General features: G+C 24.6%; 8 protein-coding genes and 1 tRNA gene. 4 read left to right on the forward strand and 5 right to left on the reverse strand.

Translation table 11 applies throughout. The features are described from left to right. Positions 1 to 179 precede the first annotated feature (179 nt). From Lyticum_RS00005 to dnaX, 3 genes are all read right to left on the reverse strand, one after another. Entirely contained in the window at positions 180 to 1,736 is a 1,557-nt protein-coding gene (locus tag Lyticum_RS00005; RefSeq protein WP_322498291.1) for a signal recognition particle receptor subunit alpha, read from the reverse strand. Positions 1,737 to 1,834: 98 nt separating this feature from the next. Further along, a complete protein-coding gene (locus Lyticum_RS00010; protein ID WP_322498292.1) occupies positions 1,835 to 2,149 on the reverse strand; it encodes a YbaB/EbfC family nucleoid-associated protein in 315 nt (104 codons plus the stop codon). Positions 2,150 to 2,161: 12 nt separating this feature from the next. Then, positions 2,162 to 3,889 carry a DNA polymerase III subunit gamma/tau gene (dnaX, locus tag Lyticum_RS00015; RefSeq protein WP_322498293.1) on the reverse strand — a complete coding sequence of 576 codons (1,728 nt, stop codon included), beginning with the start codon at positions 3,887 to 3,889 and terminating at the stop codon, positions 2,162 to 2,164. A gap of 227 nt (positions 3,890 to 4,116) precedes the next feature. On the opposite strand from dnaX, the gene dprA reads away from it, so the two are divergent. Further along, positions 4,117 to 5,454, forward strand: coding sequence for a DNA-processing protein DprA (dprA, locus tag Lyticum_RS00020; RefSeq protein WP_322498294.1), 1,338 nt, complete (start codon positions 4,117 to 4,119; stop codon positions 5,452 to 5,454). Positions 5,455 to 5,546: 92 nt separating this feature from the next. On the opposite strand, the gene Lyticum_RS00025 is transcribed toward dprA, so the two are convergent. Beyond that, positions 5,547 to 5,618, reverse strand: a tRNA-Thr gene (locus tag Lyticum_RS00025). Between the two features lie 112 nt (positions 5,619 to 5,730). Further along, positions 5,731 to 6,150 (reverse strand): TraR/DksA C4-type zinc finger protein, encoded by a 420-nt coding sequence (locus tag Lyticum_RS00030; protein ID WP_407659022.1) that lies wholly within the window; start codon positions 6,148 to 6,150, stop codon positions 5,731 to 5,733. A 658-nt stretch (positions 6,151 to 6,808) separates the two neighbouring features. Here Lyticum_RS00030 and Lyticum_RS00035 point away from each other — a divergent pair. The 3 genes from Lyticum_RS00035 (at position 6,809) to Lyticum_RS00045 (ending at position 13,774) form a co-directional block, all read left to right on the forward strand. After that, positions 6,809 to 10,165 (forward strand): flagellin N-terminal helical domain-containing protein, encoded by a 3,357-nt coding sequence (locus tag Lyticum_RS00035; protein ID WP_322498296.1) that lies wholly within the window; start codon positions 6,809 to 6,811, stop codon positions 10,163 to 10,165. Between the two features lie 632 nt (positions 10,166 to 10,797). Beyond that, positions 10,798 to 13,371, forward strand: coding sequence for a hypothetical protein (locus Lyticum_RS00040; protein ID WP_322498297.1), 2,574 nt, complete (start codon positions 10,798 to 10,800; stop codon positions 13,369 to 13,371). Between the two features lie 103 nt (positions 13,372 to 13,474). Beyond that, positions 13,475 to 13,774: a hypothetical protein gene (locus Lyticum_RS00045; RefSeq protein ID WP_322498298.1), complete on the forward strand. Its 300-nt coding sequence runs from the start codon at positions 13,475 to 13,477 to the stop codon at positions 13,772 to 13,774. Positions 13,775 to 13,853: the final 79 nt, after the last annotated feature.

Consider the following 13,853-nt stretch of genomic DNA (forward strand, 5'->3'; position numbering starts at 1 on the left):
AAAATGAAATCACATATTTCAATAACCACCGATAACAAATATCATATTATAATCTTTCTTGGTATGTCAACTACTTTTTTATACTTTTTTTATTATTTTTATTATTTTATTTATAGAAATCAGCATATTAAAATTACATACACCCAAATAAAATAACTAATACAAAACTAATACAAATTTTAATTTTTAAATAAATTATTAATAATTTTATTCATAGATGATTTATCTTTCATATTAGAAATTTTACTAATTAATTCTTTTGTTTTCTGATAAAATTTAATTAATTTATCAAAATCTCTATTATTTCTTCCTGATCCAATACATATTCTTCTTCTTCTAGTTTTGCTTGTAATAACCAAAGGTGGATATATTCTTTCTTTTTTTGTCATTGATTTTATAATTGAGATCATACGATCGATTTCACCATTATCATCAAATTGGTTAATTTTATTTGTGATCCCAGACATTGCAGGAAGCATACTAGCTATTCCTTTGAAATTTCCCATTTTTTTTATTCCTTGTAGTTGTAATAATATTTCATTAAAATCAGTTCTTCCTTTTTGTAATTTTTCTGTATTAATATTTTTAAAATTCTCTTTAGTTTTTTTAACTATATTTTCAATATCTCCTCTTCCAACAATCACTGATGCAATTCTCTCTGGATTGAATATCTCTAAATCTTCTATTTTTTCACCATTTGCTATAAATTTAATCGGCAAATTTAAACAAGCTTTTAAACTTAAAGCAGCGCCACCTCTAGTATCACTATCAATTCTTGTTAAAATAAATCCATCTAATTTGATGATGCTATTAAATTCTTGAGCTACGCCTACAGTACTTTGACCAGATAAACTATCCATAACTAACAAACATTCAGTAGGATGAACTGTATCATAGATATTTTTTAATTCGAGCATCATCTTATTATCAGATACAGTTCTTCCGGCAGTATCAAAAATAATAAAGTCATATTTATTTTTTTCAGTAAATTCAAAATATTCCTGTAATATGCTATTTATATCATTAGTATCATTATTACCAATTAGTTCATATCCACCTGATTTAGAAAGTATGGATAATTGTTTATAAGCAGCGGGCCTATATACATCAAGACATACTACTAATATTTTTTTATTAAATGTTTTAGATAAATAATAAGCTAATTTAGCTGTTGTAGTAGTTTTCCCGCTTCCTTGCAATCCTAGCATCATAATAATAGGAGTACTCCCATTTTCTGTCTTTGATATTGGTATTTCAACCTCATTTTTAATATCACTGCTTGCTAAACTAAATTTATCAACTATATCTTCGAGATCTTTATTAAAATTTGAAATCTGGTTTAGAGGATGATGCTTTATTTTAGTTTTTTTAGTATTTTCCGTGTCTAATTCTTCTAATATTTCATTTTCAGAAGATTGTTCAACATAGTTTCTACTAGTTTTTCTTTTTTTATATTTATTTTTTACTGCTTCATATCCACCTAAAAGCATTAAAATTTCATCATGAAGTGATTCAATAATAAATTCTGATTCAACTATGCCAAAATCAGATATTTTATTATCAATTTTCTTTTTAAGAGATGATATTAAATTTTTTACAACTGTTAATGATACATCTGATTCAAGAAGAGCTATTCTTATATTTCTGAGTATTGTATCAACTTGATTTTCTGTTGGTTTACCTTTTCCAAAAGACTTAACAGCTGTAACTATTTTGTTTGTTAATTCGCTAAGCATTTATTAAAAAAATATAAAAAACATAATTTTAATTATGTAAATATTAAATATTACGTAAATATGTATAAAAAATATAAAAAATATATTTTAATAAGTTTTTATGACATAAATTTCATCATTTCTGGAGGAATACCGATTTTTTCCATTTCTTGTGACACAATAGAATCAGAACTTTTTTTAGCATTATTAAATGCTGCAACTATCAAATCTTCTAAGATTGATTTCTCGCTTTTAGATATTAATTGATCATCTATACGTATTTCAAGCATTTTATTTCCAGAAGCGTTAATAATAACAGTAACAAGTCCTCCTCCCGATTGACCTTCTACTTTTTTATCTTCAATTTTTTTTTGAGTATCAAAAAATCTTTGTTGCATTTGTTGAATAGCACTTATATCTAATCCTTTTTTCATAAATAAAAAATTTTATAATTCTATTTTATCAACTTTCATTGACCATTCGCATATTATATCTTTAATTAGAGAATGATGCAATAAACTTTCTTTATGATTATCCTCTTCCGAGGATATAAGATTATTTATATTATATTCATTTTTTTTCTCTTTATTTATATTTTGTATTTCTTTTGCATTTGAAAGGCATATTTTCCATTTATCTTTCAAAATAATATTAAGGCGATTATTCAAATTAGATAATGAGATAGAAGATATATTTTTTTTTATGAAAATAATTTTTTTTTCTAAATCAATATTATCAATTATTATATCATTATAGATGATATTATATAATTCTATATCATTATTTTTTATTATTTTTTCTAAAATATCTTGTATTGTTTTAATAATATCATTACTTTTTTCTTGATTTTTTTGCGTATTATCTATTTTATCATTTATTTTTTTTGACAAATTTTTTTTTTCATTTTTTATATCATCTTCAGAATTTTCAGAAATTTTATTAATACAGTAATTTTTATTTGATATATTATTTTTTGTTAGATTTGTAAGTTCTTCATCGTTATTTAAATAATTATTATTCGAATTAATATTAGTTTCATTTACTGATATTCTAGATATCTCCAAAAAATAGATTTCAATAATTGAAATTTTTTCATGGAAAATATTCATATCATTTAAATATTTAATAGAAATTTCCCATATTTTTAATAAAAAAGTTAAATTAGTTAATTTATGAAGTTTTTTAAAATGATCTGTAATTAATTCTTCTTTGATTAACTTTGGATCCTGTGTAAAGAGACTTAAATTTTTTATTAAATCAAGTATCATTATTAATAAATAGTTGAGTTCTAATGATGATTCATAATAATATTGATATAATAATTTTAATGCTTCACTTAATTTATTTGTTAATAAAAATATCAAAATTTTACTTGGTATTTTTATATCAAAAATATTTAATAATTTTTTAGTTATTTCAATCGTTATAATATTTGAATTACAAATTACATTTTTATCATTTGATTGATTAACAATAGAAACAGTCATTAATTGATCAAGTATCGAAAGACCATCTCTTAATGATCCATCAGAAATATCGCTTACATATTCTAAAACACCATCTTCTACATCAAAACCTTCTTTTTTAACTATATTTCTATAATGATTTATAGCATCTAAATTATTTATTCTACTAAGATTAATCTTTTGACATCTTGATAATATAGTTAAAGGTATTTTTCTTATTTCAGTTGTTGCAAGAATAAATTTAATATGGGGAAGTGGTTCTTCTAAAGTTTTTAATAATGCATTAAAAGCGCTATTAGAAAGCATATGAACCTCATCTATTATAAATATTTTATATAAAGAATTAAGAGGTAAATAATGCGCATTTTCTATAATTTCTCTTATATCCTGTACGCCAGTATAACTAGCTGCATCTATTTCTAAAACATCTGGATTATTTCCTTTGATAATACTAATACAATTACTACATTCGCAACAGTTAAACGATTTATCATCATTGTTTTTACGACCAATACAATTCGATATTTGAGCTATAATGCGAGCAAAAGTTGTTTTTCCGACTCCTCTAATACCACTTATAATAATGGCATGAGGAAGACGATTCATTATAAAACAATTTTTTATTATTTTTTTAGGAGCTATTTGTCCTACAACTTCGTCTATAGTTTTTGGACGATATTTTCTTGCTAAAACAATATAAGAAGACATATAAAATAATAATTCAATTAATATATATAATAGGTTGATTTTTAATATTTCCTAGAGTATTTAATAACTATACATTGTATTTTATTATTATAATTAATATTTCTCATATAATATATAAAGAGTATAAAAATTGTTTTTATTTAATTTTTATTTAATTAATATAATTTTATAAAAAATTTCATTAAAAATATTTATCTACCAAATATAATTTTATAAAATTGTAAAAAATGACTAAAACTCAAATAATGTCAAAAAAATTTATTACTGATTGGTTAAGAATAGCACTGACAAATGGTATAGGACCAAAAACTTTCAATACTTTGATAGAAATTTTTGATAAAAATCCAACAAAATTAATAGAAAATCTACCAAATTTCACTAAAAATAATAATAAATTGATTTTATGTTCTGAGTTAGATGTTGAGATTTTTCTTACGAATTTAGAAAAAATGCAAGGAAAACTTATTCTTTCTTGTGATGATAAATATCCAAAATTGCTAAAAAATATTGAAGATAATCCTCCATTTTTAACTATACTAGGTCGTTTAGAATTACTTAATAGTCCTTGTGTAGCTATTGTTGGAGCCCGTGATTCATCTACAAATGGAAATATTATTGCTCAAAAACTTGCTAGAGACCTAGTAGATAATAATATAACAGTTGTGTCAGGAATGGCAAGAGGAATTGATGCATCAGCTCACAAAAGTGCTTTAAATCAATTTGTTAATATCAAGAAATATAACCTATGTTCAGAGCATATAGCTAGTACAATAGGTGTTTTAGCAAGTGGTATTGATTTTATGTATCCTAGAGATAATATAGGACTTTATAAAGCGATGTATGAAAATGGATTAATAATTAGTGAGAAACAAATTGGTATACCACCATCAGCTGATGCTTTTCCACAAAGAAATAGAATTATTTCAGGCTTATGTCTAGGTGTTGTTGTTGTTGAAGCTGGTAAAAGATCAGGAACTTTAATTACAGCTGGATATGCTGCAGATCAAGGTAGAGAAGTTTTTGCTGTGCCCGGTTCTCCTTTAGATAATCGCTCAGAAGGAACTAATAATCTTATTAAGGCTGGAGTAACATTAGTTCAAGATACAAATGATATATTGAATAATATATATTTTCTTAGAGAAAAAGAGAAATTTTTTAAAATGAGTTCTAGTATAATTCCAGAAAAAAGCAAAAATGAATCTTTAATGGTAAAAAATAATCCAATAGAAGTTTATAAAAATTTATCTCTAAATTTAGAAGAATATACTCAATATATTGATCAAAATGAACACAACGCTGAAGAATATACTAATGAGAATGGCTTATCATCATTAGAAATTGCTTATCAAGAATATCTTGAGAATACTAAAGAAATTGACAGAATAAAAAATTCAATAAAAACAAAACTTTCATTTACACCAACAAGCTTCAAAGATGTTAGTAATGATATAGAAAATAGTTCAAGTGAATTAATTAATATTATTCTTACAGAAATGGAACTTAATGGACAAATTGAAAGAAAATATGGTAATATGATCTCTTTAGTAAGAGAAAATAAAGAATAATTATATAAAATTTACATAAAACTACGATTTAAATCTAGTATCTATGTAAAAGATTTGTATTTTTGACTTAATTTATTGATCATAAAAAACTGTGCCGAATATCTGATTTGAACAGATGACCTACCGCTTACAAGGCGGTTGCTCTACCACTGAGCTAATTCGGCTGTACAGATTTCATCATTATAACATGTTTATATAATTTTTTGCAAGTGTATAAACACAATTATTATAAATAATTCTAGTTATTTTTAATCATTATTTAAATAATTATTTATATTAACCTTCTGAAGAAGCAATATTTTCATTATCCATTCTATAATACCTATGATAAGCATCTTTATTATGATTTCTTTCAAATTTTTCATGTAGTTCTTGTGCTCCAATACACATTGTTGCAATAGGGCGTGCTTCAAGTCTTCTGAGTCCTATAGGCTCATCTGTAATAGAACAATATCCGTATTTATTATCTACGATTCTTTTTAAAGCTTCATCTATTCTTTCTAATAATCTGATTTTTCTTTCAGAAGTTCTCATATCTAATTCTATTGAATTTTCTGAGAAAACTCTTTCTTCCATATCTGGATTATTCCATTCTATTTCTTTTATAATTTTTTTAGTATTTTCAAAATTATATATAATATTTAACTTCCAAGCTATTAATTTTTTTCTAAAATACTCTCTATGCTCTGGGCACATATACTCTTCTTTTTCACTTGGTTTATAATTGTTAGGTATATCTGCTATAGCACGGTAAAACGGACTCGTTTTTTCATTTAACCAATTAAAATGATTTTCCATAGAGTTTATTATGTTTATTAATTTATGTTTCATTACAAGTAATAAAAATATTATACATCTATAAATATAAATTATGCAACTTTAAATTAATAAATATAAATTTAAGAGAGTATTAATATATACTAAAAGTATTAATAATCAAAAAAATATAATAAATTATGATTAATAAAAAAGAATTCATTATAACAATAAATAAAAATAAATATAAAAAACACAATTATATATAATAAATTTATAAAATATAAATTATATAATTTATTTATAATATATTTTAAAATTTTTAATTTATATAAAATAATATAATTAATATAATATATATAAAACATTTTCTTTATTTTTTATAAAAAAATGATAATTTAAAATATTAAACTTTTTATAAAAAATATAACTTTTTCAAATTTAAAAAAATCTATTGTTATCCATAAATCTAAAGATAACAGTTTACAAAATAAAAAAATACATGTTATCATTACACTTGTAATTGGTTACCTATACAAAAAATTTTATGTAGCCAAATGAATTAGTACCTAAACTAAAAATTTGTATATAAATAAATATGTCATCATCATCATCAATATTAAATAACAATGAAGCATATGCTCTATATGAGTTAGGAAAAGTTTCATATATGGATTCGCAAGCGGCAGCAGCTCGCCTTGCAACAGGAATTAAAGTAAAATCCCCTGAAGACGATCCTACACGTTATCAAGTATCACAAAACTTAAGTTCTAGAGCTCTTTCAAACAATACTTTTGCTGAGAATAATGAGGTTAATAAACAAAACCTATCAATTGCTTCTCAAAGTATGGCGGAAATATATAAAATAGCAAAAGAAATGCAAGTTCCTGCAACAAAAGCTTTAGGAACTTCTGATACTCAAGATTTTCAATTAACTTTAGATCAAAATTACAATACAATTAATAGTATTATCAATAATACTGTTGGTGTTAGTGGAACACTTCTTTTAGATGGTTCACTTGCAGCTACAGGATTTATAGGAAATTCTCATTTTATAGAATCAGGTAAAGGACAAAGCACTATTAATTTTGATTTAGGAACAAGCTTAGATAATATATTTTCGATTAACGATGTATATTTTAGTACTGCAAAAACAGGATCAGCAATTAATACGGCTTATAATTCTAGATATATAACAGAATCTTTTAGTGTTGATCTAGGAAATTTTGTCAAAGACCAGGTAGTAACAAATTTCTTAAATATAAATGGTGTTAATTTTAGTACAGTAGCAACAGCATCAGCAACAACACTAGCAACAGTAAATGCAAATACAACAGCAGGGAGTATAAAGCTTGATCAAGCTGACGCAGATGCAACAGCTCTTGCAGCAGAATTAAAAACATGGATTAATACTCAGACTTCAGTTTCAGCATCTAAATTAGAAGGATTTTCAGCAAAAATTGATGCTAATGATACCAGTAAAGTTATTATTAGTAGATCATCTATAAAGATTAATGGATCTACAGCATTTAGTAAAAGAGAAGATGTTGCATATGATGTAATATATGGTGCTAATTCTAGCAAAATCATATCTGGAATGTCTATAGGTAATAAAGATATTACTTCTAGTGTGTATACTGCTATAGCAACTTCTACTCAAAAAGTTAATGCAGATACTGATTACAGCTTTGGAACAATATCAAAAACTGCTGAAATAAAAATGAATGATGCTATTGATGCTGCTGCAACTAAATTATTTACTATAAATTATACTAAATCTGACGGAACAAGTGGAACAATGGGTTTTAATTTAGCTGATACTACAGCTAATGCTGCAGCTCTTATTACACTAAAAAGAGGTGTAACAGGAAAAGAATTAGCTGTAGCGCTAAAAGACGCAATTAATTCTTCTTCATTAGGGACAAATGGTTTCCGTGCTACTAGTAATAGTAGTAGTGTATTTATTTCTAGATATGATTCTGCTGGATCAGAAAGCTATGATATTAAAATGGATACTGATGGTGCAGTAGCAACAGCTGATATATCAATAAGTAATTTAATAGTTGATAATATTGAATATGGAGCTCAAAAAACTGATGCAGATTCTACTGTTAAAGTTCAAGCAGATCATAGGGAAGTAATATCAATTGGAGATACAACTAAAGCAGATATAGCAAAAAAAATTAGTGATGTTATAGCGTTTTCTGGACAAAATTCATCTCTTTCTCCTAGAGCTCAAAAAATTCTTTCATCTATGTCTGCAACAGAAGATACAGATAATATATTATCTATTGATGCAAATAAACCTGGTTTTTCAGAACAAATCTTTATTTCTCGTCCTTTAGATGAATCTTTTGAAGTTGGTGATTTTGGTAGAACTAAAGTAGGATCTCTCGGAATAAGTAATACAGTTGTATCTGGTGCTCCTTCTGGATCTTCATCACTTATAAAATGGAATTCTCAAGATAAAGTTTCATCAACAGATTGGGTTGAAATTGACACAAGTAAAATTAAAGAGAACTCAACTTTTTCAATAGGATCTGGATCAGGTAAAAAAACTTTTACTTTTAATTCTTTTCCAAGTGATAATTCTGAGTACTCAATTCAAATCGTTAAACTAGATGGTGGTGAAGAAATAGATTATAAAGCTACAATAAATAATTTAGTAAATGTGTTAAATAAAAGCATAGATCCTACTATATATAGTCTTAATTATCAGTTACGTGAGGGTGTAAATTCTACTGAAATCAATATATCTGGAAAAACATCAACATCTACATTGAATGGATTAAGTTTTTCATTCTCAAGTGGTATATCAGATACTACACCAAGTATCTTTAAATTATCAGGAGGAATTTCATCTGGTATAGATGTATCCGGTGTACAAAATAACTCTGGATTTGTTGGAAGAATTGATTCTCCATCAATCAGTGCAACACATAAGGGGAATGGAGTAATATCTTTAAATATTAATGTAGGTGGTGTTGATTATTCAGCAGAGTATTACGCAAATCAAATTGTTGATAATATAGTTAGATTTTCTTCTACAGAAAAAGGTTATTTTGAAATAACTTTTGCTGGTGGAGAAGGTTCTAAAATAGAGAATCAAGATCAAGCAAATGCATATTCTGTTAATTTAGGAAAAACACTTAGTGGATTTTTATTTTCACAAACAAGAAATATTGAGAATTATCAACCTAATGGATCATTACTTGTATATTCAAAAGTGGAATATACATCTGATTCATTTAATGATAATTCAAAAGTAACTAAAGTATCAGTATTTAGCACATCTGATGATCCTAAGAGCACTAATAAAGGTTATATAGAACTTGAAGTTGAAGGAGCTGGTACATTTAAAAACTATGTTCCTGAAGATAAAAGCTTCCAAGTTATAAAACCAGGACAACAAGTTACTTTGTATTTAGATGGAGATATTAATTCTAATAAAAAAGTCTCTATCTATTTTGGTGAATCTATTGATTTAGGAAATAAAGAAATTTGTAATCAATTACAAGATCAATTGTCTTCTGCTTTTAAAAGTGGTGCTGGACCATTAACTTTTTATCTTTCAACAAATTTAGCTGATCCTTCTTCTTTATACCAAGTTGCTATTCCAAATATGAGACCTGGACAAAAGTTTGATCTTTCAACAAAAGAAAATACTAATGATACCATTGCTTTTATTAAAGAATATGAAAAATTTACACTAAAACTTTTAACACAAGTAGGACAATCTGAACAGCAAGTAAATGCTGCTAATGCTTTGTTATTACTTCAAGCTAAAAGTTTAAAAGAAGCTGCAGAAACTATGACAGCATCTGATACTGGAAAAGACCTACAGAATTCTATTGTTGATGCTCAAAAGTCTCAAATGGCGATGCGTATGTTTGCTCAGTCTTTAAAACAACAAACACAAATGATGAATACTATAATAGGGGCAGCAGCATCTTAATGCTTTAATATTAGTAAATTAGTTAAAGTTATCTGAAGAATATTTCAAGATCTTCATTTAACTTTAATTTTTTGTACTATATTAGTATCTTTATTCTTATATTATTCTTATAACTTAATATTTTTTTACATATTAAGTATTTCTCTTAATCATATATATAGCACATATACTACTACTAAAATAAAGTATATAATAGTATATATAGATCTTTAAAAATTGAATTTATGATATAAAATATAAATTAATATCATAGAATTTTTCATTAAAAAATTTAGCATGTAAATACATTATTTATGTAAATACATGCTTTTTGTGTTTTTACACTCTTTATATTTCTCAGGATTATTTCCTATAAATTATTTTTTCACATAAATTCATATAAAGAGGGATATTGCGTTATATAACAATAATTCTGACTCTAAACAAGAAAAATACTATAGATATTTTAGTATACACATTATATTTATATAAATTTAAAAAATTTATAAATTGTTTTACTAATTATACCAAATAATCATTTTAAGTCAAAAAAAATAAATATTTATACAATAAATTAATTTTATTGTTTTTTTTATATAAAAAAAGTAAAATTAAATATATAAAAACAATAATTATTTAATTTATTTTTGTATATGAATAATAATGAACAACAAGAAAGAGACGACATAATAACGTTTGATTCTGAAGAAAAAATAAAACAATCTAAACTTAATGGAGAATTCAGTGATGAAGAGAGTGATGAAGAGAGTGATAAAGAATCTATAGTAGACTTTCAAGAAATAGCACAACGAGAAGAAGAACAAAGTTCAGCTTTAGTTACTGCTTGTTCTGTTTTTGCACAAAACATTCAAAGACTTGATATTAAGGATAATCATCTCTTTGCTGAAGAAATTAATAAATATACTGAAGACTTCTGTGATAATTTAACACAATTAAATTATACGAAAGGAAAACTATCTAACGATGAAATATTTGCCATGAAAGCAGTACAATGGGCTCTTTTCGAAAAGTATAATATTTTTAATGCTTATCATAATCTTGTTTTTCTTGAAGATCATCCAATTCAAAATGCGTTTAAAAGAATAATTAGTAGTGAAGGTTATCGGGAATTAGCATCTAAAGAAAAAACTAGTGATGTAAACAAAGATGATGATAATACAAAAGATTTATTAAATATTTTGAATGAGATTGGGCTACCATATAAAAGTAAGAAAATCTATATTCTCAAGCAGAAACTCAATCATAATGATGCACTAAATATTTTTCCAGTTTTTAATCCGAAGAAAATTGAAAATTTTGATACATTATTTGATAATAAAGCTAAACAATTTTCAAAAATCCAAAATAAATTAAAAATTATTGGACAAGCTTTTTCTACACCTAAAAAAGATAATCCTCTTGAAGGAAATAAACTTTTATTGCCTATTCCTACTGCTGATGGTAAATTAAAACTAGAACATTTTAATAATTACTTTAAAGAGGATAATGTTACTCAAATTCATAATTTTATTAAAATATTAAACACTTACGCAACAAAAGATGGTAAACCTGAATATGATTTCAGTAAAGATAGAATTTTGTTAGATGATGGTATAGAGCTTAAAAACGCAATAAAAATTGCTATTCAGAATAATCTGATACCCATGATTAATGGAATAACTAACTTTGCTGATAAAAAAATAGTAGAAGCTAATGGGTATGGTGTGACTAATATTATAGCTAATGCAGCAATATTTTTGAGCGGATTTATCTCTAATAAACATCCTGAATTATTACATTTTGGAATAAAGAATGCAAATACTTATAATTCTGTAGAACTTCTTAACAAAGTGCTCAAAAATACTAATAATCAAAATAAAGATAAAAATGAAGATATAAAATATAATATTAAAAGCAAAGAAGAGAATAAGGAGAGTATTCTAAAAGAAAATGATAATATGAATGAAAAAGAGAAAGAACGTAAAAATAAATTTACTCAAACACTTAAAACAATAATTGTTAGTTCTAATCCTTCTATTTTTAGGCAAATTGCCAATGTAGCTTTAACTGACAATAAAAAGGATTTAGCAGAATATATATATAATATAGCAGGAGATTTTGATTATAGAGACCCTGTTTATAAAGAAGAACAAAAATATGAGTATCGTGATACTTTTTATCAAAAAAGTGACGGTACTAATACAAATGACGTAGAAAAATTAGAATATATAAAAAATGTAATTGAAATAAATAATCCAGATCTTGAAAATCATTCAAATAGTTCAGCAATATCAATAAATACAATAGAATCTACTCAAGGTAAATTGAAATTAGTAAATCAAAGTATAGGATCTAGTGAGGAAAGTATAAAAGATCTCACTAAAATTGTAAATACACACAAAAGTAAATTAGAAAATTTAGAAAAAATAAAAAAAGAATTTAAGAAAACAATAAAATTAGTTGAAGATGGAATAATAAGAAAAGAAAGAGATATAAAAGATTTCGAAAATCAAATAAAAATTCTAACAGATGGAAAAAATTCGCTTCCATCACATAGAATAGGAGAATTAGAAAACGAAATAAAAGTAATAAAGAAAAAAATAGAAACAACACAAACACTCTTGACAAAAGCAAAAGAAAATTTAACAAAATTACAAAATAAAGTTGTTACTAATGAATCTGCAATAAAATTACAAAACAAATCTATAGAAGAAACAGAAGCAGAAATTGTAATAAAACAAAATGAATTAAAAAATTTAGTAGAAAATAAAAATAAAATATTAGCTAAATATGGCTTAGCTAGAATCAATAACAAACTATTGAATTTTAATAAAAAACCTCAAAGTATCAAAGAAAATTATGGTTATAAAGAAGTTAATAAAATATTCGAGGAAAAATTAAAAAATAAAAATTATACTCATAATGATATTATACAAATAAATAATGAAGCATTACAAACTTTAGACGAAAAAAAACAAACTATAAACGAAAAATTATCTAAAAATGAAGATTATATTAATTCATTTATAGAATATATAGACAATTATGGAAAATATCTTATTGATTCTTTAGATAATATAAATAGTAAAATGATAGCAGGTGCTTTTAAGTATAAAGATCTTGAGAGGATAAGTCTAATAAAAAAAATTGATAAAGCAGTTAATCATCAAAGTAATTTTCAGAAAGAAATAAATGAAATCAATAATCCCGGTAATCAAATAGGTTAAGGGAAATAAATAATTCAATTCTTATTTATTATCATAATATAATTTTTGAATTATAAATATTATACTTGATAAAGTGCTAAATATGTTACTGTAGATAACAAAAGTGGAATATACATCTGATTCGTTTAATGATAATTCAAAAGTAACTAAAGTATCAGTATTTAGCACATGTGATGATCCTAAGAGCACTAATAAAGGTTATATAGAACTTGAAGTTGAAGGAGCTGGTACATTTAAAAACTATGTTCCTGAAGATAAAAGCTTCCAAGTTATAAAACCAGGACAACAAGTTACTTTGTATTTAGATGGAGATATTAATTCTAATAAAAAAGTCTCTATCTATTTTGGTGAATCTATTGATTTAGGAAATAAAGAAATTTACATAAAAAATTACTATTACTAATTTTAATTTTTCTTCATTTGTTTTGTTATAAAAATTTCTTATGTGATTTTCTCTAAAGAGATCTTATTTTCTATCAATT

The sequence above is a fragment of the Lyticum sinuosum genome (genome assembly GCF_034471385.1).
GTDB classification, from domain to species: Bacteria; Pseudomonadota; Alphaproteobacteria; order Rickettsiales; family Midichloriaceae; genus Lyticum; species Lyticum sinuosum.

Bases quoted from the DNA above. Each gene is read 5' to 3' on its own strand.
- Lyticum_RS00005 (WP_322498291.1), bottom strand. From the start codon at position 1,736: ATGCTTAGCGAATTAACAAACAAAATAGTTACAGCTGTTAAGTCTTTT.
- Lyticum_RS00010 (WP_322498292.1), bottom strand. From the start codon at position 2,149: ATGAAAAAAGGATTAGATATAAGTGCTATTCAACAAATGCAACAAAGA.
- dnaX (WP_322498293.1), bottom strand. From the start codon at position 3,889: ATGTCTTCTTATATTGTTTTAGCAAGAAAATATCGTCCAAAAACTATA.
- dprA (WP_322498294.1), top strand. From the start codon at position 4,117: ATGACTAAAACTCAAATAATGTCAAAAAAATTTATTACTGATTGGTTA.
- Lyticum_RS00030 (WP_407659022.1), bottom strand. From the start codon at position 6,150: ATGTGCCCAGAGCATAGAGAGTATTTTAGAAAAAAATTAATAGCTTGG.
- Lyticum_RS00035 (WP_322498296.1), top strand. From the start codon at position 6,809: ATGTCATCATCATCATCAATATTAAATAACAATGAAGCATATGCTCTA.
- Lyticum_RS00040 (WP_322498297.1), top strand. From the start codon at position 10,798: ATGAATAATAATGAACAACAAGAAAGAGACGACATAATAACGTTTGAT.